Origin of the sequence: Streptomyces sp. NPDC008150, from assembly GCF_042956945.1 — a bacterium.
Classification (GTDB): Bacteria; Actinomycetota; Actinomycetes; order Streptomycetales; family Streptomycetaceae; genus Streptomyces.
This window is the reverse complement of sequence record NZ_JBIBHJ010000001.1, coordinates 35634-58682: the sequence shown is the minus strand read 5'-3', so window position 1 is coordinate 58682 and position 23049 is coordinate 35634. Positions and strand designations below refer to the sequence as shown.

Here is a 23049-nt window from a genome sequence, read left to right as displayed (position 1 = left end):
CACTGACACAAAAGGCAACTGCCGCCCGAAGGACGGCAGTTGCCCAGGTGTGACGGACGCTTCCGTCGTCGGCGGAGAAGTTCGCCTTTACTTCTCCTGCTGCTTGCGCCAGCGAATCCCGGCCTCCAGGAAGCCGTCGATCTCGCCGTTGAAGACGGCCTCCGGGTTGCCGACCTCGAACTCGGTCCGCAGGTCCTTGACCATCTGGTAGGGGTGCACGACGTACGAACGCATCTGATTTCCCCAGGAGTTGCCGCCGTCGCCCTTGAGGGCGTCCATGCGGGCCTGGTCCTCCTGGCGGCGCCGCTCCAGGAGCTTGGCCTGAAGGACGTTCATCGCCGTGGCCTTGTTCTGGATCTGGGAGCGCTCGTTCTGGCAGGACACCACGATGCCGGTGGGGATGTGGGTCAACCGCACCGCGGAGTCGGTGGTGTTGACGCCCTGTCCGCCGGGCCCGGAGGACCGGTAGACGTCGACGCGCAGCTCCGACTCGTCGATCTCGACGTGGTCGGTCTGCTCGACCACCGGCAGCACCTCGACGCCGGCGAACGACGTCTGGCGGCGGCCCTGGTTGTCGAAGGGCGAGATGCGCACGAGGCGGTGGGTGCCCTGCTCGACGGAGAGCGTGCCGTAGGCGTACGGGACCTGGACGGCGAAGGTGGTCGACTTGATGCCGGCCTCCTCCGCGTACGAGGTCTCGTAGACCTCCGTCTTGTAGCCGTGCCGCTCGGCCCAGCGCAGGTACATGCGCTGGAGCTTCTCGGCGAAGTCCGCGGCGTCGACGCCACCGGCCTCCGCGCGGATGTTGACGAGGGCCTCGCGGGAGTCGTACTCGCCGGACAGGAGGGTGCGGACCTCCATCTCGTCCAGCGCCTTGCGGACGGCGGTCAGCTCCGTCTCGGCCTCGGCCCGGGTGTCCGGGTCGTCCTCCTCGTCGGCCATCTCGAAGAGCACCGAGAGGTCGTCGATCCTGCCACGCAGGGTCTCCGCCTTGCGCACCTCGGCCTGGAGGTGCGAGAGCTTGCTGGTGATCTTCTGCGCCTCGTCCGGGTCGTCCCACAGCGAGGGGACCGCCGCCTGCTCCTCGAGCACGGCGATGTCTGCCCTCAGCTTGTCGAGGTCCAGAACGGCCTCGATCGACTCCATGGTCGAGGAGAGGGACTTGAGCTCTTCGGATACGTCGACGACTGCCACGCCTCCAGCGTAACGGCTCCGCCGGGCGGCCAGCGCCGGGCCGCCGTGACCACTCTCACGCGGGGCCGGGCGCGGGCCGTCAGGGGGTGGCGGGCGCGGAGTTCCTGTTGTCGTGGGGCGAGTCGTCGCCGCCCGAGGTCGCCGCCCAGGTGCCGACACCGACCGCCGCCACCAGGACCAGGCCGGCCGCGCCGAACACGATGCGGCGGCGCCTGGCCGACGCCTTGTGCCGGGCCGAGCCGGGACGGGGGGCGCCGGCCGCCCGCGGGACCCGGGCCGTGCCGCGGGCGCCGCCGGCCAGTTCGTCGGGGCCGGGCACGCGCATCGAGGTGTGGGTGTCCCGGTTGGAGTCCGGCTTGGCGCCGGGCACCAGCGGCACCGCGCCGCGCCGCACCCGCTGCTCGTCGGCGGGCCGCGCCTCGGCGGGGTCGTCCGCGGCGGCGGGGCGCGGCTCCTCGTCGGACTCCGCGTCGGGCTCGTCCACGTCGAGCGGCGGGATGCCGGCCAGTCCGGGCAGCTGCTCGCGCAGCCGGCCCGCCAGCTCGGAGGCGCGCAGCCGGGACGCCGGGGCCTTGGCCAGGCACTGGACGAGTACCTGCCACAGGTCGTCCGGGATGCCGGGCAGCGGCGCCACCGTCTCGGTCACGTGGCGGCGCAGCACCGCGCCCGGGTGGCCGCCGCCGAACGGCGTGAAGCCGGCGAGCAGCTCGTACAGGACCGTGGCGAGGGCGTAGATGTCGACGGCCGCGCGCGGCGGCAGGCCCTCGACGATCTCCGGGGCCAGGTAGTCCGGGGTGCCGATGATCTTGGTGGCCCGGGTGCGGCGCGGGGAGTCGATGAGTTTGGCGACGCCGAAGTCCGTGAGCAGCGCCGGGTGGGCGCCCGCCGGGCCGAGCGGCCCCTGCATGTCCAGCAGGACGTTCTCCGGCTTCACGTCGCGGTGCACGACGCCGGCGGCGTGCGCGGCGGCGAGACCGTCCGCGACGTCCGCGACGATGGCGACCGCGGCCTCCGGGGCGAGCCTGCGCTCGCGGTCCAGCCGGGTGCGCAGGTCGGTGCCGCGGACCAGGTCCATGACGAGGGCGAGGTCGTCACCGTCGACCACGAGGTCGCGCACGGAGACGATGTTGGGGTGTTCGAGGCCGAGCAGCGCGGTGCGCTCCTGCACGAAGCGCCCGACGAGCTCCTGGTCCGAGGCGAGGTCCTCGCGCAGCAGCTTGATCGCGACAGGGCCGTCCGGCCCCTCGCCCAGCCACACCGTCCCGGCACTGCCCCGGCCAAGGACCTGGTGGGCGGCGTACCGACTGCCGATCTTCCGTGCCAAGACTGCTCCTACAGACGCGTGTTGCCGATAAAACTACGCGTCCGACGAGCCAACCTTCACCACGCGGGCGGAAATCACCCACCAGGTGTCGACAAATCCACGAACTCAAGGGGCAGTTCCGGTCGTCGGGGGCCACCGCCCGCCCCTCGGCGGGCCCGGACGGCCGGAACCGCCCCCGGCTCAGTTGCCGCCCGAGCCGCTGTTGCCGAGGTCGCCGATCCACCCCGTGACGTCGCTGATCCAGGTGCTCATCTGGTCCCAGTAGCCCTTGCCGGTGCCGATCCAGTCCTGGAGCGGGCTCAGCTCCCAGACCAGCCAGCTGGCGACGAACAGGATGACGATCGTGAACAGGCAGCCCTTGAGGCAGCCCAGGCCCGGGATCTTCATCGGGTTCGCGCCGCGCTGCCGCGGCTGGCGCGGTTCGGGCGCGGGGCGCTGCGGGGCGGCCGGCGGCGAGTAGCGCTGCTGCGGCCGGGGCTGCTGCCGCGGCGTGTACTGCTGGGGCTGCTGCGGCTGCTGTTGCTGCGGCGGGTACGCGTAGCCCTGCTGCGGACGCTGCTGCTGGCGCGGCTGCTGCTGGGGGCGGGCCACCTGGCGCTGCGGGCGACGGCGCAGCGGGTCCTCGCTCGGGTCGAGGTACTGCACCTGCGTCTGCTCGTTGCGGTCGCGGGCGGCGCGGAGCTGGTTCTGCCACGGGTGCGGCTGGTCGGGCGGCCCCTGCTGGTTGCCGGCCTGGTTGCCGCCCTGGCCCTGCGGCACGGGCGGCATCACGGTCGTCGGGTCGGCCGCGTTCGCGGGGCCTCCGGTGTGCGGCAGGACGCTGGTGGCGGCGTTGGGGTCGTAGGCGCCGGCCCCGTGCGGCAGCACCTGGGTCGGGTCGGCGGCGCCGGGCATCTGCGGCACCGTCGCGGGCGACGGGTCGGGGGCGAGCAGCACGGCGACGTTCTCGGCGGCGGCGATCTGCGCGGAGTTCGCGTGCACCCCGACACCCTCGGCGACGACACGCAGTCCGCGCGCGAGGTTCTCGGCGCTGGGCCGCTCGTCGGGGTTCTTGCGCAGGCAGCGCTCGACGACCGTCCACAGCGGACCGGGCACCGTCGAGGGTCTGCGGGGCTCCGCGCTCAGGTGCTGGTGCAGCACTTCGAGGGCCGAGTCGCCGGAGAACGGCGGGCGGCCGGTGAGCAGCTCGTACATCAGGATGCCGGCGCCGTAGACGTCCACGGCGGAGGTCTGCGGGCGACCCTCGGCGGACTCCGGCGCGACGTACGCGGGCGTGCCGACGAACTCCTGGGTGCGCGTGAGGCCCGGCGAGTCCGCGAGCCGGGCGATGCCGAAGTCGGTCAGCAGCGGGTGCATCTGGCCGTTGTCCTGGCGCAGCAGGACGTTCGCGGGCTTCAGGTCGCGGTGGACGACGCCGTCCGCGTGGCTGGCCGCGAGCGCGTCGGCGATCTGCGCGGTGAGCAGGGCCGCGGCGACCGGGCTGAAGGGGCCGTTCTCGCGCAGGTAGCGGTGCAGGTCGGGGCCCTCGACCAGGTCCATGACCAGGGCCAGCAGGTCGCCCTCCACGACCAGGTCGCGGACCCGGACGATGTTGGGGTGGGTCAGGCGCAGCAGCACCGAGCGTTCGCGCAGGAACCGCATCACGATGTCGGGGTCGCTCGCGAGCTCCTCCTTGAGGACCTTGATCGCGACGGTCTCGCCGGGCTGGCCCGCCACGGCGGCCTCGGCACCCGCGGTCTCCCTCTGGCGCGCGCGCCAGACGGTTCCCGTGGCGCCCCGCCCGAGCGGCTCTTCGAGGAAGTACTTGCTGCCTACCGGCCGCACGTCATGCGCTCCCTGCTGCTTGCTTGCCTGGTCCGTACACCGTTCCCGGCGTCCTGCGGCGGGCTTCGGCTGTTCCGAACCCACTGTAAGGCCGGGCACCGCGGCGACGGGCTGTCCTCGGACTGTGCGTCCGCGCACCGCCCGGTACGCGTCCGGACGCCCCGTACGCCCTCCGCGCGCCCGTACGTGCGCGTACCCGCAGGAGCGGGAACGACGGGTGGGGCGCGCACACCGGAAAGACGCCCCGCCCGGTCGGTTGGTTGCCGGTAACGGACGGAACCGGCCGCGAGGAGGGCGCTATCAGGTCACGAACGGTCGTCCGACGGGCACCGGCCAGGCACTTTTACGGGCAGAGCCGACCAATCAAGATCACTTGGAGCCGGGCGGCGGGCGTGTTGTCGGTGGCAAGTGCGAGGATGCCTCCAGCTACTGGCCGACGTGCTCGTGCGGCGGTGGGGGAAGTCCGCGGTGGGGGGTGCCGCGCGGCGGCTTCGTCCCTGTCGCCGGGCGCCCGCGCAGAAGGGACCGCTGACGCGATGCAGATCCGGCTGACCGTCGTAGACCCGCTGGGCCCGTCCGTCGAGGCGCGGGGCCGCGCGGCGAGCCGCGACGTCCTGCTCACGGCGCCCGCCGGCACGGCCCTGGCCGCGGTGGCCTCCGCGCTCGCCTCGGCCGTGGTGGGAGGTGACGGCCCCGCCGTCCTGTACGCGGGCGCCGAGCGCCTGGACGCCGCCCGCAGCACGCTCGGCGAGCCGCCGCTGACCGACGGCGCCGTCCTGTACCTGAACGCGCCGGGCGCCCCGGAGCCGCACCCCGAGCTGGACGACGCCCCGACCCGGCTGCACGTGGTCGCGGGCCCCGACGCCGGCGGCGTGCACCTGCTGCACGGCGGCCGGATCACCGTGGGCCGCTCCGCCGGCGCCGACGTCCCGCTCGACGACCCGGACGTCTCCCGGCTGCACTGCGCGGTGACGGTCGCGCCCGACGGCGCGGTCTCCGTCGCCGACCTGGGCTCCACCAACGGCACGTCGCTGAACGGCGGGCGGGTGGCCGACCGCCCGGTCGCCTTCCCGTCGGGCGCCCTGCTGCGGATCGGCGAGTCGGCCCTGCGGCTGACCGGCGCGGAGGGTCCGGGCGCGCGCCTGGCGACCACCCCCGACGGCGAGGGCCACCTGCGCGTGGACGGCCGCGCGGCGGACGGCGCGGACGCGGCCCGCGCGGCGGACGCCCCGCCGCGCGGCCGGTCCGGTCCGGACGGCCCGTACGACGGCACCCACCACGCGTACGGCACCGCGAGCTGGGGCGCCTCCGCGGGCGTGCCCCGGCCCCGCGGCCACGGCAGGGCCGGGTCCGACGGCGGCGCACCGGTGGTGCCCGGCCAGGGCGGGGCGCCGCGCGTCGAGGACGACCGGCCGCCCTTCCCCGGCGGCGCGGGCGACACGCACGGCGGGCCGGTGGGGGCCGGGCCGCTCGGGGCGTACCGGATCGCACCGCACGACGGCCTCCCGCCCGACGACGGCACGCGGGACGGCGAGTGGTCCGCGCCCGGCGCGGACGGCCCGCAGGGCACGCGCAGACGCGGGATCGGCGCCTGGGCACGCCGGTGGACGGCCGGCCGGGGCGGCCAGGACGCCGCCGAGGACGCCGCGTACGACGAGGGGCCGCCCGACCGCCCCGCGCGGTCCCGCCCCGGGGCGGCGCCCGGACCCGAGACCTGGCCCGACCCGGCGGCGCTGCTGCTGACGGCGCTGGGCCCCGGACCCCGGCTGTGGGAACGCGGCCCCGGTCACCCGGAGACCCTCTCGGTGCGGCTGGGCACCGCGGACCGCGCGGCGCCCGACGGCTCGGGCCCGCTGCCCGCGGTGCCGGTGACGGCCGGGCTGCGCGAGGCGGGCGCGCTCGGCCTGGCCGGACCGCGCCCCCGGCTCTCCGGGCTGGCGCGCGCGGTGGTGGCGCAGCTCGCCGCGCTGCACTCCCCCGACGTCCTGGAGATCGTCCTGATCTGCACGGACCGTTCGCGCTCCGTCGAGGAGCGCACCGCGGAGTGGTCCTGGCTCGGCTGGCTGCCGCACCTGCGCCCCGGACACGGCCAGGACTGCCGGCTGCTGACCGCGTTCGACCGCGACCAGGCCGCGGCCCGCACCGACGAACTGCTGCGCCGCCTCGCCGACCGCACCGGGGAGGGTCAGGGCGAACCCGCCCCCGGCACGGCGGCCCCCGGGGCACCCGGCGGCACCCGGCCCGGGGCGTTCGCGGGCCCGCTCGTCCCCGGCGCCCGCCGGGGCGGCGCCGACCACCTCGACGGCGGTCACGGCAACGGCGGTCCGGTGGCCGGTCCCGGGTTCGACCTCGGCCTCGACCGCGCGCCGCGGACCGCCCCGGGCCCCGGCGGGACCAACGGCGACGCCCGCCCGCACCCCGCCGCCCCGCACGGCGCGGGCGGCCCCGGCGCGTACACGGGTCCGTACTGCGTGGTCGTCGTGGACGGCGACCCCGGCGGGCCCGGTCCGCGCGAGGCCGTGGCACGGCTCGCGCAGGACGGGCCGCGGGCCGGCATCCACGTCGTGTGCCTGGCGGAGACGGCCGCGGCGCCCGCGTCGGCGCCGCTCGCCGAGACCTACGAGGCCGCCTGCGCGGTCTCGCCCGTGTTCGCCCGGTGCGGCGCGGTCGCCCTGCTGGGCGGGGACGTCGCGACCGCGCTGCGGCTGGTGCGCGTGGCCGACGCCGGCGGGCACGACGCGCGGCCGGACGGCACGGCGCGCCCGTACCGCGGGCCCGTGGGCCCCGGCACCACCGCGGCCGTGGACGCGGTGTCCGCGGCCTGGGCCGAGCGGTTCGCGCGGGCGCTCGCGCCGCTGCGCACCGACGGGGTCCCGGGCGGGCGGCCGGGCCGGGTGTCCGCGCCGCTGCCGCTGTCGGCCCGGCTGCTCGACGAGCTCGGGCTGGCACGTGCCACTCCCGCGTCCCTGATGGCCCGCTGGGCGGACGCCGCCGACGACACGGCGGCCCTCGGCGGCCGGGCCTGGGCCGTGCTCGGCGCGGGTCCGCGCGGACCGGTCCTCGCGGACCTGGTCGCCGCCGGCTCGCACCTGCTCGTCGAGGGGCCGCCCGGCAGCGGCCGGACCGAGCTGCTGCGCTCGGTGGTCGCCTCGCTCGCGGCGGCCGAGCGGCCCGACCGTCTCGGCATCGTCCTCGTCGACGGCCGCGACACGGTGACCGGCGGCGCCGCGCACGGCGACGGGCTGCGCGTGTGCACGGACGTCCCGCACGTCACGACCCATCTCGGCGCCAACGACCCCGTCCTGATGCGGGAGTTCGCGCAGTCCCTGAGCGCGGAGCTCAAGCGCCGGGCCGAACTGCTGGGCCGCGAGGGCTTCGCGGAGTGGCACGCCCGACGCGAGCTGGCGGGCCGGATCGGCCCGCAGCGCACGGCGTCCGGACGGCTGCCGGACGGCGGGGGCAACGGCGACATAGAGAGTGCCCCGAGCTCGACGATCCGGCTGCGCCCGGCGGCGGCCCGCCGGCAGACCGGGACGGGTCCGCCGCTGCCGCGGCTCGTCGTGGTCGTGGACGACCTCGACGCCCTGGTGTCCCCGCCGCTCGGCTCGCCGGGCCGGCCCGCCGCCGGTTCCGTGCTGCGCGCGCTGGAGGCGGTGGCCCGCGACGGCGAGCGGCTCGGCGTGCACCTGGTGACGGCCGCCGGGCCCGACGTCCGTACGGCCGAGACCGAACCGGCGCGCCGGGCGAGCCTGCGCGTCGAGCTCGACGCGCCGTCCCCGGGGCAGGACGAGCCCGCCCCGGGGCGCGGCCGGCTGACGGGCCAGGACGGCAGGACCACGGCGTTCCAGGGCGGCCGGGTGACCGGGCGGATCCCGCGCACCGCGACGTCGCGGCCCACCGTCGTCGCCCTGGAATGGCAGCGCATGGGCGATCCGCCCGCCCGGCGCCCGGTGCGCGAACTGGGCAACGGGCCCACCGACCTCGCGCTGCTCGCCAGCGCGCTGGAACGGGCCGCCCGCGAGGTGTCGGCCGCGGAGGTCCCGTCCCTGCTGTGAGCACGGCCGGCCGGCCCGTACGCCGCACGAGCGGCACGGGCCGGCCCCGCACCGGCGCGGCTCCGCTGCGCGTCAACCGCCGCCCCGCCAGGCCCCGTTGACCTTCCACCGGCCGCCTCACCCCGGCCGGGCGACCGTCCCGGCGGAGGCGGCGGGCGCCGTCCCTCCCGCGAACGCGCACCACGGTCCCGCGCCCGGGCCGCCCGCCGCGCCGGGCCCGCAGAGCGCGGTCACCCCCACAACTCCCGCCCCGTGCATCCCTGTTCGACGGCAGACCGCCGCCGACCCGTCGGGCATCCGCGCCCCGGCTCCCAACTCGTCCCCGCAGCACCCCCGTTCACCCCCGCAACTCCCCCACCTCCACCGCATGGACCGTCACGACGCGGTCACGATCGGCGGGTTGACACCGCAGGCGCTCTTGCCGCCCCCGTCCCGCCGGGCGTACACAGAGCGCACGGAACAGCGCCGGAACGTTCAACGAGGAACGACGAACGGGGCAGTGATGCGCAGCACGAGCAGCGGCACCATCCGTACGGACGGTTCGCGGGGCGGGCGACCAGCCCCCGCCGGGAACCGGCACACGAGGGCCTTCGCGGCGGCCGTGGCCGCGGGAGCACTGGCCCTCTCGCTCGCCGCGTGCGGGGGCGGCGACGACGACAGCGGCAAGGGTGACGGCGGGGGCGGCAAGGAATCGGCCGACACGCTCTCCCTGCCCAAGCTGAACGGCACGACCCTGGAGGTCGCCGCCGTGTGGACCGGGGCCGAGCAGGCCAACTTCAAGAAGGTACTGGCGGAGTTCTCCCGGCGTACGGGCGCGAAGGTCACCTTCGTGCCGGCCCAGGACCCGATCATCAACTTCCTCGGTTCGAAGATCGCGGGCGGCCAGCCCCCGGACGTGGCGATGCTGCCGCAGGTGGGCGCCATCAAGCAGGCCGTCGAGAAGAAGTGGGCCAAGCCGCTCGGCGCGGAGGCGAAGGCCCAGCTCGCGAAGAACTACTCGAAGGGCTGGCAGGACCTGGGCACCGTCGACGGGACGCCGTACGGGGTGTACTACAAGGCCGCCAACAAGTCGCTGGTCTGGTACAACGCCAAGGTCTTCGAGAACGCCGGGGCCAAGGAGCCCAAGACCTGGCAGGAGCTGCTGACCACCGCGCAGACGGTGTACGACTCGGGCGTCACCCCGTTCTCGGTCGGCGGCGCCGACGGCTGGACGCTCACCGACTGGTTCGAGAACGTCTACCTCTCGCAGGCGGGCCCGGAGAAGTACGACCAGCTCGCCCAGCACAAGATCAAGTGGACGGATCCCTCCGTGAAGGAGGCCCTGACCACGCTCGCCCAGGTCTGGGGCAAGAAGGACTACGTCGCGGGCGGCGCCGACGGCGCGCTCCAGACGGAGTTCCCCGCGTCCGTGACGCAGACGTTCACCGGCGGGGACCAGCCGAAGGCGGGCATGGTCTTCGAGGGCGACTTCGTGCAGGTCAACATCGCGGAGACCAAGGAGAAGGTCGGCGAGGGCGCGAAGGTGTTCCCGTTCCCGGCGGTCGGGACCGACGCGCCGGTGGTCAGCGGCGGCGACGCGGCGGTGATCCTGAAGGACTCGAAGGGGGCGCAGGCCCTCGCGACGTTCCTGGCCTCCCCGGAGGCGGCGACGGTCCAGGCGAAGCTGGGCGGCTACCTCTCCCCCAACAAGAGCGTGCCGGACTCCGCGTACCCGAACGCGGTGCAGCAGAAGATGGCGAAGGCGCTGATCGCGGCGGGCGACGACTTCCGGTTCGACATGTCCGACCAGGCCCCCCAGGCCTTCGGCGGGACGCCCGGCAAGGGCGAGTGGAAGGACCTCCAGGACTTCCTGAAGAACCCGACGGACGTCGCGGGCACGCAGTCCAAACTGGAGGCCGACGCGGCGAAGGCGTACGGGCAGTGAGGCCCGGCGGCTCCCGCCGTACGGCGGTCCGGAGCTGAGCGGGCGATGACCGAGGCTCCCGCGGGGGGCGTCGCCGGTACTCCGGCGCCGCCCTCCGGCTCCCGTACGCGGCCGGGCACGGCCGGCGGACGCAGGAAGAGCGTCACCGGCACCCGCGGCACCGTGGCGGCACTGTTCCTGCTGCCCGCCCTGGTGCTGCTCGGCGCGCTCGTGGTCTACCCGATCGGGTACTCGCTGGTGCGCAGTTTCGCCAGCGACTCCGGCGGCGGTTTCGCCGGTTTCGACAACTACAAGGCCCTGTTCACCGACGACGGCATCCGCACCGCGCTGAAGAACAACATCATCTGGGTGGTGCTGGCCCCGACGGTCGCGACCGCGCTCGGGCTGGTCTTCGCGGTACTGACCGAACGGGTGCGCTGGGGAACGGCGTTCAAGCTGGTCGTCTTCATGCCGATGGCGATCTCGATGCTCGCGGCCGGCATCATCTTCCGGCTGGTCTACGACCAGGACCCCGACAAGGGCATCGCGAACGCGGTCGTCGTCGGCGTGCACGACACGTTCGCCGAGTCGTCCGCGTTCCCGAAGGCGCACCCGGGCCGCGAGTCGCCGCTGGTCGCGCAGCGGGGCGGGTTCGTCACCAGGGACGCGGTGCGCGCCGGTACGCCGGTGTCGCTGCCGCTGGTGGGCGTGGCTCCGGACGTGATGCCGTCCGACGCGGCCCGCGCGGTGCGGGCGGAGCCCGAGTCCGGCCGGATCACCGGCACGACGTGGCAGGACTTCACGCGGGGCAAGGGCGTCGGGAAGCTCGGCGAGGTCGACGCGACCGAACTGGGCTATCCCGGGATGCGGATCGAGGCGGTCAAGGACGGCAAGGTCGTCGACTCCGCGAAGGCCGCCGCGGACGGCACGTTCAGCCTCTCCTCGAAGGCCGACGGGGCGCGGCTGCGGCTGCCCGCGTCGAACTTCGCCGAGCCGTACAACGGGGTCGACTGGCTCGGCCCGTCCCTGGTGACGCCCGCGATCATCGGGTCGTACGTGTGGATGTGGGCCGGGTTCGCGATGGTGCTGATCGCGGCGGGGCTCGCGGGCATCCCGCGCGAACTGCTGGAGGCGGCGCGCGTCGACGGGGCCAACGAGTGGCAGGTCTTCCGCCGGGTCACGGTGCCGCTGCTCGCGCCGGTGCTGGCGGTCGTCGCGGTCACGCTGATGATCAACGTCCTGAAGGTGTTCGACCTGGTGTTCATCATCGCTCCGGGCTCCTCGCAGGACGACGCGAACGTCCTGGCCCTGGAGCTGTACCGGAAGGGCTTCTCGGAGGACCGGCCGGGCGTCGCGAGCGCGATCGCGGTGTTCCTGCTGCTGCTGGTGATCCCGGTGATGCTCTTCAACATGCGCAGGCTGCGGCAGGAGGCCCGGAGATGACGGCGCAGGCGGAGGGGCTCGCGACGGTTGAGCCCGCGAAGGCACGGCCGCCGAGGCCGTCGCTCGTCTCCCGGCTCGCGCAGGCGGCGACGGGCGGCGCGCTGCGCGTCGTGCTGATCCTGGTGGGCCTGTTCTGGCTGGTGCCGACGATCGGTCTGCTGCTGTCGTCGCTGCGCACGCCGGAGGACATGAACGCGAGCGGCTGGTGGAAGGTGTTCGCCAAGCCGTCCCAACTCACCTTCGGCAGCTACCGGAAGCTGCTGGAGAACGGCGACATCACGCACTCGCTGCTCAACACCGTGCTGATCACGGTGCCGGCGACGCTGCTCGTCGTCGTGATCGGCTCGCTCGCGGGCTACGCGTTCGCGTGGATGGAGTTCCCGGGCCGCGACTGGTGGTTCCTGGCCGTGGTCGGCCTGCTGGTGGTGCCGGTGCAGGTGGCGCTGATCCCGATCGCCGAACTGTTCGGGAAAATAGGGCTGTTCGGCTCGGTGCTCGGTGTCGTGCTGTTCCACACCGGCTTCGGCCTGCCGTTCGCGGTGTTCCTGCTGCGGAACTTCTTCGCGGAGATCCCCCGCGAACTCCTGGAGGCCGCACGGCTCGACGGGGCGGGCGAGCTCAGGCTGTTCGCGCGGGTGGTGCTGCCGCTGGGCGGCCCGGCCATCGCGAGCCTGGCCATCTTCCAGTTCCTGTGGGTGTGGAACGACATGCTGGTCGCGCTGGTGTTCACCAAGTCGGGCACCCAGCCGATCACCGTGGCCCTCCAGACGCAGGTACGCCAGTTCGGCAACAACATCGACGTGCTGGCGCCGGGCGCGTTCATCTCGATGGTGATCCCGCTGGCCGTGTTCTTCGCGTTCCAGCGGCAGTTCGTCTCGGGGGTGATGGCGGGCGCGGTGAAGTAGGCGCGGAGGGGACCGCGTTGGGAGGGGCGGACCGCAACCGGTCCGCCCCTTCTCGTTCACCCGGCGTCCCCCGGATGCCGCAGGGAACGTAACCAAGGCGGTACGGCGGGCGTTCCCGGGCCGAACGCCCGCGCCGACCCATGGATGTGCCTTGCCCAGGTTCAGTGTCATCGTCCCCGCGTACGAGGTCCAGGCGTACCTGACCGAATGCCTGGAGTCGGTGCTCTCCCAGTCCCACCCCGACTTCGAACTGATCGTGGTCGACGACTGCTCGCCGGACGCCTGCGGCGCGCTCGCGGACGAGTTCGCCGCCCGCGACCCCCGGGTGCGCGTGCTGCACCTGCCGGAGAACCAGGGGCTCGGTCCCGCACGCAACGCGGGGACCGAACTGGCGCGCGGCGACTACCTGTTGTTCCTCGACGGCGACGACACCCTGGCCCCGGGCGCGCTGGGCGCGATCGCCGCCCGGCTGCGCGCGACGCGCGACCCGGACGTGCTGCTCTTCGACCATGAGCGCACGTACTGGTCGGGCGCGGCCGAGCGGGACGGCGCCGGCCCGCTCACCGAGGAGGGGGCGGCCCCGTTCGCGCTCGCGGACCGGCCCGAGCTGCTGCGGGTATTGATGGTCGCCTGGAACAAGGCCTACCGCCGGGAGTTCGTGACCCGCGCCGGTCTCGTCTTCCCGCCCGGCTACTACGAGGACACGCCGTGGACCTACCCGGCGCTGCTGGCCGCCGGGCCGATCGCGACGCTGGACCGGGTGTGCGTGCGCTACCGGCAGCGGCGGCGGGGCAACATCCTCGGCACCACGAGCCGGCGCCACTTCGACATCTTCGACCAGTACGACCGGGTCTTCGCGTTCCTCGACGCACATCCTCAACTGGAGCGCTGGCGGCCGGTGTTGTACCGGCGGATGGTCGACCACCTGTCGACGGTGTTCCTCAAGCGCGACCGCCTGCCGCGCGGCACCCGGGCCGAGTTCCTGCGCCGCGCCCGCGCGCACTGCCGCCGCCACCGCGCCCCCGGCGGCACGCTCCGCACCCGCACCAGGGCCCGGCACGCGCTGGTGCGCCTGGGCCTGCACCGCACCTACCGGGGCCTCCAGCTGGCGATGACGCTGCGCCGCCGCACCGCCCGGCTGGCCGTCCGCGTCCGCCGGGTGCTGCGGGCGGGCCTGCTGCGCGCGCACTACCGGCTCCAGCTCCGGCTGCCGCTGCGCGCGGACCGCGCGGTGTTCGCGGCGTCCTGGGGGCTCGGCCGGAGCTGCAACCCGGGGGCGCTGGAGGCCGCGTTCCGCGCGCTGGCGCCGCACATCCGCACCGCGTGGATCGCGCGGCCCGAGCACCACCACACGATCCCGGCGCAGACCCGGCGGCTGAGCCCGGGGACCGCCGCGTACTGGACGGCGCTGGCCCGCTCCAAGTACCTGGTGAACAACGTCAACTTCGACCGGCGCCTGGTCAAGCGGCGCGGGCAGGTCTTCGTGCAGACCCAGCACGGCACCCCGCTCAAGCACATGGGCCTGGACCTCCAGGAGCGCCCGGCCGCCGCCCGCTCCATGGACTTCGCCCAGCTCCTGCGCGGGGTCGACTCCTGGGACTACCTGGTGACCGCGAACCGGCACACCACGCTGACCTGGGAGCGCGTCTACCCCGGCCGCTACCGGACGCTGGAGTACGGGTATCCGCGCAACGACGTGTTCCAGCGCGCCACTTCGGCCGACGTCAAGCGGCTGCGCGAGTCGCTGGGCGTGCCGCGCGACAAGATCGCGGTGCTGTACGCGCCGACCCACCGCGACTACCGCACGACGCAGCGCCCGGTCCTCGACCTGGAGCGCGTGGTGCGGCGCCTGGGGCCGGACTTCGTGGTGCTCGCCCGCGCCCACCACTGGCACGGCGGCCCGCTCGCCCCGGCCGGCACGACGGGCGGCGAGGCGGGCGGCGGCCGGATCGTCGACGTCAGCGCGCACCCGAGCGTCGAGGACCTGTGCCTGGCCGCCGACGTCCTGCTCACCGACTACTCGTCGATCATGTTCGACTACGCCGGCCTGAACCGGCCGATCGTGATCCACGCGGAGGACTGGCAGGCCTACGAGGCGTCCCGCGGCACCTACTTCGACCTGCGGGCGTTCCCGCCCGGCGCGGTCGCGCGCAGCGAGGACGAGCTGGTCGACATCTTCACCACCGGCCACTGGCGCGGCTCCCGTTCCGCCCAGCTGCGTGCCGCGTTCCGCGAGCGGTTCTGCGCCCTGGACGACGGGCGGGCCGCCGAGCGGGTCGTCCGGCACGTGGTGCTCGGGCAGCGGGACGTGGAGTCGGGGCTGCCGCCGGTGGTGCCGCTCGCCGAGCGCCACCCGGTGCCGTCGGCCTGCCCCGGCACGGCGGTGGTGCCGGAGCCCGCGGCGGGCGGCGCGCGCAACCCGTACGCCTCCCGGCCGCAACCTGTCGGCCGGCTACCCGTCACCGACAGCCTCTGAGCACCGTTTCCTCATCCGGGAGGACACATGCCCCCCAGTACGACGCGGCCCACCCCGACGCGGCCGTCCACCTGGCGGCCGTCCGGGCGGCCGGGCCGGCGCGGACCCGGTGGGGTGCCGGGGCGGGCGCGGTCCCGCCGCGCGCGGCGCCGGACGGGCGCCGCGCCCGCCCCCGGGCCCGGCCGGAGCCGCGCCGGACCAGGTCATCAAAAGGAAGAGCAGAATGCCCCGCTTCAGCATCATCGTCCCGTCCCATGGGGTCGCGGGCCGGCTGTCCCAGGCGCTGGACTCCGTTCTCGCGCAGTCGTTCGGCGACTTCGAGGTGCTCCCCGTCTGTGACGGTCCCGGGTCGCCGGGCGCCGAGGTGGCCGCCGGGTACGCCGCGCGCGACGGGCGGGTGACCCCCGTGCACTCGCCGCCGGACGACGGGCTCGGCGCGGCCCGCAACACCGGCGTCCGCGCGGCCTCGGGCACCTACCTGCTGTTCCTCGACGGGGACGACCTGCTGCTGCCCGGCGCGCTGACCGCCCTGGACGCGAGGCTCGCGGCGACCGGTGACGTCGACGTGGTGTACGCCCCGTACGAGCGCGCCCACTGGTGGGAGGGCGAGAGCGGCGACCCGGCCGCGACACTGCCGCCCAAGACCCCCAAGGACGCCTTCTCCCCCGCGCGGGCACCCCAGTTGACCGGCGCCCAGCTCCCCGCGTGGAGCGCCGCCTACCGCGCGGACTTCGTCGCGGACAACGAACTCGCCTTCCCCGCCGGTCACTTCACCGACGTGGGCTGGGGCGGTCTGGTCACCGTGGCCGCCGAGCAGGTGGCGGTCGCGCCCACGGCCCTGGTCCGGCACCGCGCGCGCCGCCAGGGCAGCCGGCTGAACCTGCCGGGCGAGCACCATCTCGAACTCCTCGACCAGACCGAGCTGGTGCTCGTCGCCGCCGCCGAACGGGGCCTGTCCGGAAGCCGGTTCGGGGCGCTGTTCGGCCAGCTCTTCGCCGCGGTCCTGCGCACCGCGGCCCACCCGGGGCGGCTGCCCGCGAACCGGCGGCGCGCCTTCTTCCGCCGGGCCGGCCGCCTCTACCGCCGTCACCGTCCGGCCGGTTACCGGGCGCCGGGCGGCAGTGTCGGCGTGCAGCACCGGCTGCTCGCGGCCGGGGCGTACACGGCGTTCCGCGCCCTGCGCACCGCGAACCGCACGGCGGCCCGGCTCGCCGCGGCCGGGACCGGTCCGGCCCGGTCCGGTCCCGCGCGCCCGCTGCCCGCCCGGCTGCGCGGCCTGCGCACCCGGCGCCGCTACGCGCGGCAGCTCCGCCGCCCGGTCGACCCCAACCTCGCGGTGTTCTGCGCCTATTGGGGCCGCGGCTACGCGTGCAGTCCGGCCGCCATCCACGCCAAGGCACGCGAACTCGCCCCGCACATCCGCTCGGTGTTCCTCGTGGAGGCCGACGCGGCGGGCTCGGTGCCGCCGGACGTCGAGCACGCGGTCATCGGCAGCCGGCGCGCCTGGGACCTGCTGGCCCGCGCCCGCTACCTCGTCAACAACGCCAACTTCGCGGAGGGCGTGGTCAAACGCCCCGGCACGGTCCACGTGCAGACCCAGCACGGCACCCCGCTGAAGAAGATGGGCGTCGACCAGTCGACGTACCCGGTGGTCGCGGCGGCCACCGGCAGCTTCACGAAGCTGCTGGGCCGGGTCGACCGCTGGGACTACAACCTCTCCTCCAACCGGCACTCCACGCAGATGTGGGAGCGGGCCTTCCCCGGCTCCTACGAGGCGCTGGAGTACGGCTATCCGCGCAACGACGTCTACTACACCTCGCGCGCCGACGACGTGGCGCGGGTGCGCCGCGAACTGGGCGTCCCCGAGGGCAGTCTGGCCGTGCTGTACGCGCCGACCCACCGCGACCACCACACGGGCTTCGAGACCGGGCTCGACCTGGAGGAGTTCTGCGCGGCGGCCGGGGAGAACGTCGTGGTGCTGCTGCGCGCCCACTACTTCTACGACCGGGGCGGCAGGTCCGGCAGCGGCCGGATCATCGACGTCACCTCGCACCGCTCCTCCGAGGACGTGTGCCTGGCCGCCGACGTCCTGGTCACCGACTACTCGTCGATCATGTTCGACTACGCCAACCTCGACCGGCCCGTCGTCGTGTACGCGGACGACTGGGACGTCTACCGGGAGACGCGCGGCGTCTACTTCGACCTGACGCTCGCCCCGCCGGGGCCGGTGACACGCACCCCCGGCGAACTGGCCGCCGTCTTCCGCGACGGCTCGTACCGCGGCCCCTCCTCGACGGCCGCGCGGGCCCGGTTCCGCGAGCGCTTCTGCCAGTTCGACGACGGACAGGCCGCGGAACGCGTCGTGCGCCGGGTGCTGCTCGGTGAGCCGCCCGAGGCGGTCCCGCCCGTGATCCCGCTCGCGGAGCGCGTGCCCGCCCCCGCCGCCTCCCCTCTCGTAAGGAGCTGACCCGACGTGCCCCGCATCAGCATCGTCCTGCCCGTCTTCAAGGTGCAGGGCTTCCTGCGCGAGTGCCTCGACTCCGTACTGACGCAGTCGTTCCGGGACTTCGAGATCGTCGCCGTCGACGACTGCTCCCCCGACGGCTGCGGCGCGATCCTCGACGAGTACGCCGCCGCCGACTCCCGGGTGCGGGTGCTGCACCTGCCGGAGAACGCCGGCCTCGGCCGCGCCCGCAACGCGGGCATGCCCCTCGCCACGGGCGACTACCTCTTCTTCCTCGACAGCGACGACACGCTCACCCCCGGCGCGCTCGGCGCGATCGCGGACCGGCTCGCGGAGTGCGCCGACCCGGACGTCCTGGTCTTCGACTACGCACGCACGTACTGGTGGGGCGGCACCCGCCGCAACGTCCTCGCGCACGTCCTCGCCGACGCGGCGGACGGCTTCCCCGGTTCGCCCGACGGCACCTTCACCGCGTCCCAACGCCCCGAGATCCTCGACCTGTTGATGGTCGTCTGGAACAAGGTGTACCGGCGCGACTTCGTCGAGCGCGAGGGCTTCACCTTCCCGCCGGGCTACTACGAGGACACGCCCTGGACGTTCCCGGTGATGCTCAGCGCGGAGCGCGTCGCCACCATGGACCGCGTCTGCCTGGACTACCGCCAGCGCCGCCAGGGCAACATCCTGTCCACCACCAGCCGCAAGCACTTCGACATCCACGACCAGTACGCGCGCGTCTTCGCGTTCGTCGAGGCGCGCCCGAGGCTGCACGAGTGGCGGCCCTACCTGCACCGCAAGATGGGCGAGCACTGCCTCGACATCCTCGCCAAGCCCGACCGGCTGCCCCCGGGCGACAAGGCGGAGTTCTTCGCGGTCACGGCCGCGATGTTCCGCGAACACCGCCCGGCCGGCGCCGAGGACACCCCCGAGACCCGTGTGCTGAACGGGAGTTACGCCGCGTACCGGCTCAAGCGGCAGGCGGGCCGCGCCGCCCGCGAGCTGGAGCGGCGCGCCCGCCGGGCCCGCCGGGCGGCCGCGGCGCGCACGGCCCGGCGCCGCTCCGCGCGCCACGCGCGGCGCCCCGTCGACCCGAACCTCGCGGTGTACTCGGCGTTCTCGCACCGCGGCGTGCTCGGCGACCCGGCCGCCGTGTACTACGCGGCACGGGAGTTCGCGCCGCACGTGCGCGGTGTGTGGGTGGTGCGCGACGAGGAGCAGGCCGCGCTGCTGCCGCCCGGTGTGGAGCACGTCCTGCTCGACTCGCCCCGCTACCACGAGGTGACGGCACGGGCCGCGTACCTCGTCAACAACGTCAACTGGCCCGGGGCGCTGGTGAAGCGGCCCGGCAGCGTGCACGTCCACACCCACCAGGGCACCCCGCTGAAGTACATGGCGGCGGACCTGCGGGACAAGCCAGGCGCCCGGCTCGGCACGGACGTGCCCGGGATGCTGCGGCGCGCCGACCGCTGGGACTACAGCCTGGTCGCCAACCGCCACTCCGAGCTGGTCTGGGAGCGCGCCTACCCCTGCCACTTCACCTCCCTGCGCACCGGCAGCCCGCGCAACGACGTGCTGGTCGGCGCCGCCCCCGGCGAGCGGGCCGCCGCCGTCCGGGAGCGGCTCGGCATCCCGTCCGGCGACACCGTCGTGCTGTACGCGCCCACCCGGCGCGAGTACCGGCGCGGCGGTCACGTGGAGCGCTTCGACCCGGCCCGTCTCGCCGCCGACCTGGGCCCCGGGCACACCCTGGTGGTACGGCTGCACCCGTCGCTGGTGGACGGCCCGGCGCGCGGCCTCGGCCTGTCCGAACTGCACCGGCGCGGCGTCCTCGTGGACGCGACCGACGAGCCCCGCGTCGAGGACGTCCTGCTCGCCTCCGACGTCCTGGTCACCGACTACTCGGCCCTGATGTTCGACTACGCCAACCTGGACCGCCCGGTCGTCCTGCACGCCGACGACCGGGACGCGTACGCCGCCAGCCGCGGCACGTACTTCGACGTCACCGCCGAGCCACCGGGTCATGTCACCTCCTCCTACGAGGAGTTGGCCGACCTGTTCGCGTCCGGGGCCTGGTGCGACGACGCGTCGGCCGCGCTGCGGTCCGCGTTCCGCGCCCGCTTCTGCGAGTTCGAGGACGGGCGGGCCGCGGAGCGGGTGGTGCGCACGGTGATGCTCGGCGAGCCGCTGCCGGAACCGGCGCCCCCGCGGGCGACGGCGAAGGTCCCCGCGCCCTCGGCCCCCGCCGGCCGCGAGGACAGGGCGCCGTCCGCCGCTCCCGCCGCCCCGGGCGGCGCCCCGGGCGGTGCACCGCGGGGCGCCGGCGCGGAGCACGACCTGTACGCGTCGTCGTGAGGCCCCGCACCTGGGTCCTGCTGCTGGCCGCCGTCTTCGCCGTGCTCCAACTCGCCAACGTCACCGGCCGGGACACCCCGGACACGAAGAACTACCTGTCGTACGCGCTGAGTCTGCGCGGCGAGGACAAGCTGTCCGCGGCGTCCGGTGCCATCGACTACGCGTGCGCGAGCCGGGCCTCGATCGCGTGGCGCGACCAGAGCGTCGACGTGCTGCGCTTCCACGCCCCGGATCCCACCGGCCGGGTGTACGCGGACTGCCGCGCCGAGCAGTGGCGGCAGGTCGACCCGCGGCTGCGGGCGGGGCAGACGGGCGGGCACACCGCCCCGTTCATGTCGGCGCGCTTCATGCGCATCTTCGAGGTGCGGCCGGGCTACCCGGCCCTCCTCGTCCCCTTCGTCACCGTGTTCGGCGTGACGTGGGGGCTGTGGGCGGCCGGCGTCGCCGTCACCGTCGCGGGCGGCGTGCTGGCCCACCTGGTGCTGCGGCGGCTGGGCGCGCCCGTCCCGGTGGCCCTGCTCGGCCAGGCGCTGTTCTACGTCCTGCCGTGCGGGGCGACCTCGATGCGCCCGATGTCGGAGGGGCTCCAGCTCACGCTGACCCTGGCCGCCCTGTGGGGCTGCGCGCTCGCGCTGACCGGGCGGGGCCGGGCCGGGGCGGGCGTGACGGCCGCCGCGCTGCTCGCCCTGTTCACGGTCAAGCACTCCCAGTCGCTGTTCCTCGGGCTGTGCCTGGCGGGCGCGTGCGCGCTGCTCGCGGTGCGGCGCCGACGGCGGGGGCGGGCGCCGGGGCGCGGCCTGCTCGCCCTCGCGGCGGTGGGGTGCTGCGCCGCGCTCGGCACGGTGCTCGCGGCGCGGGCACTGCGCTACCCGTCCGAGACGGACAGCCTCCAGGACCTGCTGACGGCCCACTTCACCCGGCCCGACCGCGCCCGCCCCTGGCCCGAACTGCTGCACCTGGAGGCCGACTTCTGGCTGGAGTGGGCGCGGCGGCAGCTGTGGGAGCCGTTGTTCGCGACCCTGCTGGCGGCCGGCGCGTGGGGCGCGCTGCGCCGGCGGCCCGCGTTCGGCGTGCTGCTCGTCGCCGCCGCGGCCACCGGGATCCTGACGCAGGCGGGCCACCCGGACATGGCCATCTGGGGCGACCGGCTGATCGTGCTGGCGTGGCTGCTGCCGGTCCTCGGGGTGCCGCTGCTCCTCGAACCGGCGGTCGTCGCCCTCCGCGCGTCGGGGGCGGGAGCGGCACTGCCGGGGCCCCGGCCGACGGAAGCGGGCGCGGGCCAGGAGAGGGGGCCGGGCGCGGCCGTCGGTGCGGCCGGTTCGTGATCACTCGATGAGGTGAAGCAGGGCGGCCCCGTTGACCGGAACGGGAATACAGACCAAATGCCTCGAACCTCCCGCCCCGCCCTCCGCCGGTGAGCGCCGACGTGGGCGCCGGCGTCCTCACCCGGCAGTCCGTGCGCGGCGCGACGGCGCTGCGCGGCGGACGCTCGTGGCGCCCGACGCCGTACCAGGTCCTCGGCTTCGCGTTCTGGCTGCTGATGTCGCTCGCCTGGTTCCGCGTACCGCTGTGCTGCGACGCCGGCCAGCACGCGGCGGTCGTCGAGCGCCTGCGGGCGAGCCTGCTGCACCCCCGGCACCCGATGGCGGACCTGCCGGGCGCGGGCAGCCCCTACTACTCGCCGTACGCGGTGGCCGAGGGCGCGTTCGCGCGGTGGACCGGGCTCAGCGGCTGGGACGTGGTGCGGCTCGCGGGCCCGGTGAACCTGGTCGTGCTGCTGACCGGTGTCGGCCGCTTCACGCGGGCGCTCACCACGCGCGCGTGGGCGCCGGTCCTGGCGCTCGCCGCGATGACGCTGCTGTGGGGCACCGAGCGCGCGTGGTGGAGCGGCTACCTCGGGCTGATGTCGATGACCGGGAACCTCGGCTACCCGTCGACGTTCGCGATCGGGCTGTCGTTCTGGGCCTGGGCGTGGACCCTCGCGCTGGCGCGCGACGGGGCGCCGGTGCGCTTCGTGGGCCCGCGCGGCATGCGCGGCCTCACCTCGTACGCGGCGCTCGGCCTGCTGTACGCGCTCGTCCTGCTCGTCCACCCGATCACGGCGGTGGCGTCGGCCCTCGGCGCGGTCGCCTGCGTCGCCGGCGAGCAGCGCTGGGGCTCCCGCATCCGCCCGCCGCGCGAACGCGCCCGCCGCCGCCGGGGGCTGCTGCTGCGGTGGTCGCTCACCGCCGCGGTGGCGGGCTGCGCGGCCGCCGCCTGGCCGTACTTCGACGTCCTCGCGCTGGCCGGCGACGACAGCGTGGACGCGCTGCACCGGCGGCTCTACCTGGACCTCGGCGGCCACTTCTGGCTCGCGCTGATCGGGCTGCCGGCCCTGTGGCTGCGGGCGCGGCGGGCGGGGGCGCGGCCGGGGGCCGACGCGCGCGGGGGCGTCCGGGCCGCCGCACGATCGGCGCGGGACCCGCTGGTGCTGATGTTCGCCCTGGACTGCCTCGCGGTGGCGTACGGCTGGTTCAGCGGCCACTACACGTACGGCAGGATCCTCGGACTCACGCTGGTGGCACCGCAGTTCGCGCTGGCGGTGGAGCTGGCCCGGCCCAGCCCGTGGCGCCGCGGCCTGCGGCTGCTGGGCACGGCGGCGGCGGCCGGGGCCTGCCTGGGCCTGCTGACCGTGCAGGCGGGGGCGGTGGTGCCGCGCTCGCTCGACCCGGTGGGCCTGGACCAGCCCCCGCGCTGGCCCTCCTACGCGTGGGCGGCACAGCATCTGCGGCGCGGGGACGTCGTGATCACCGACGGGTACTACGCGGTGCACACCGTCGCCGGCTACGGCGCGAACCTCGCCGCGCCCGCGTGGCCGGACGCCTCGCTGGACGAAACGGTTCGCCGCGAGCGGCTGGCGGACGTGCGCACCTACCTGGCGCCCACCACCGACCGGGCCCGGCGCACCGCGATCGCCCACCGCTACCACGTGCGCTGGCTGCTGCTGACGCGCTGGCACCCGGTGCCGGCGGAGGCGGTGGTGGTCGCGTGGAGCGCGCGCACCGGAGAGGTGCTGGCGCGGGTCGCGGGGTGAGGGGCGGGGCGGCGCCCCGGCGGCCGTGCGACCGCCCGG

The 23049-nt window shown here is 75.2% G+C and carries 12 protein-coding genes; 9 read left to right on the top strand and 3 right to left on the bottom strand.

The window, feature by feature from the left end:
• Positions 1–87: 87 nt before the first annotated feature.
• From prfB to ACFZA0_RS00190, 3 genes are all read right to left on the bottom strand, one after another.
• Positions 88–1194, bottom strand: coding sequence for a peptide chain release factor 2 (gene prfB / locus ACFZA0_RS00200; RefSeq protein WP_391008748.1), 1107 nt, complete (start codon positions 1192–1194; stop codon positions 88–90).
• Positions 1195–1273: 79 nt separating this feature from the next.
• Positions 1274–2518, bottom strand: coding sequence for a protein kinase (locus tag ACFZA0_RS00195; protein WP_391008745.1), 1245 nt, complete (start codon positions 2516–2518; stop codon positions 1274–1276).
• A gap of 180 nt (positions 2519–2698) precedes the next feature.
• Entirely contained in the window at positions 2699–4342 is a 1644-nt protein-coding gene (locus tag ACFZA0_RS00190) for a protein kinase (RefSeq protein WP_391008742.1), read from the bottom strand.
• 536 nt (positions 4343–4878) lie between these two features.
• On the opposite strand from ACFZA0_RS00190, the gene ACFZA0_RS00185 reads away from it, so the two are divergent.
• From ACFZA0_RS00185 to ACFZA0_RS00145, 9 genes are all read left to right on the top strand, one after another.
• Positions 4879–8397: an FHA domain-containing protein gene (locus ACFZA0_RS00185; RefSeq protein WP_391008739.1), complete on the top strand. Its 3519-nt coding sequence runs from the start codon at positions 4879–4881 to the stop codon at positions 8395–8397.
• 502 nt (positions 8398–8899) lie between these two features.
• Complete coding sequence (locus tag ACFZA0_RS00180) at positions 8900–10321, top strand: extracellular solute-binding protein (RefSeq protein ID WP_391008736.1); 1422 nt, start codon at positions 8900–8902, stop codon at positions 10319–10321.
• 45 nt (positions 10322–10366) lie between these two features.
• Positions 10367–11743, top strand: a complete 1377-nt coding sequence (locus ACFZA0_RS00175) for an ABC transporter permease subunit (RefSeq protein ID WP_391008733.1) — start codon at positions 10367–10369, stop codon at positions 11741–11743.
• A complete protein-coding gene (locus ACFZA0_RS00170) occupies positions 11740–12648 on the top strand; it encodes an ABC transporter permease subunit (RefSeq protein WP_391008730.1) in 909 nt (302 codons plus the stop codon). Before ACFZA0_RS00175 ends, ACFZA0_RS00170 begins: the two co-directional genes overlap by 4 nt.
• A gap of 151 nt (positions 12649–12799) precedes the next feature.
• A complete protein-coding gene (locus ACFZA0_RS00165; RefSeq protein WP_391008728.1) occupies positions 12800–15124 on the top strand; it encodes a CDP-glycerol glycerophosphotransferase family protein in 2325 nt (774 codons plus the stop codon).
• 223 nt (positions 15125–15347) lie between these two features.
• A complete protein-coding gene (locus tag ACFZA0_RS00160) occupies positions 15348–17591 on the top strand; it encodes a CDP-glycerol glycerophosphotransferase family protein (protein ID WP_391008725.1) in 2244 nt (747 codons plus the stop codon).
• 6 nt (positions 17592–17597) lie between these two features.
• A complete protein-coding gene (locus tag ACFZA0_RS00155; protein WP_391008722.1) occupies positions 17598–19937 on the top strand; it encodes a CDP-glycerol glycerophosphotransferase family protein in 2340 nt (779 codons plus the stop codon).
• On the top strand, positions 19934–21262 hold the full coding sequence (locus ACFZA0_RS00150) for a hypothetical protein (RefSeq protein WP_391008719.1): 1329 nt from the start codon (positions 19934–19936) through the stop codon (positions 21260–21262). The genes ACFZA0_RS00155 and ACFZA0_RS00150 overlap by 4 nt, the downstream gene beginning before the upstream one ends.
• 101 nt (positions 21263–21363) lie before the next feature.
• Entirely contained in the window at positions 21364–23010 is a 1647-nt protein-coding gene (locus ACFZA0_RS00145) for a hypothetical protein (RefSeq protein WP_391011722.1), read from the top strand.
• Positions 23011–23049 lie beyond the last annotated feature (39 nt).

What these genes read in the sequence shown, in the direction of transcription:
- ACFZA0_RS00185 (WP_391008739.1), top strand. Translation starts at nt 4,879, where the DNA reads ATGCAGATCCGGCTGACCGTCGTAGACCCGCTGGGCCCGTCCGTCGAG.
- ACFZA0_RS00180 (WP_391008736.1), top strand. Translation starts at nt 8,900, where the DNA reads ATGCGCAGCACGAGCAGCGGCACCATCCGTACGGACGGTTCGCGGGGC.
- ACFZA0_RS00175 (WP_391008733.1), top strand. Translation starts at nt 10,367, where the DNA reads ATGACCGAGGCTCCCGCGGGGGGCGTCGCCGGTACTCCGGCGCCGCCC.
- ACFZA0_RS00170 (WP_391008730.1), top strand. Translation starts at nt 11,740, where the DNA reads ATGACGGCGCAGGCGGAGGGGCTCGCGACGGTTGAGCCCGCGAAGGCA.
- ACFZA0_RS00160 (WP_391008725.1), top strand. Translation starts at nt 15,348, where the DNA reads ATGCCCCGCTTCAGCATCATCGTCCCGTCCCATGGGGTCGCGGGCCGG.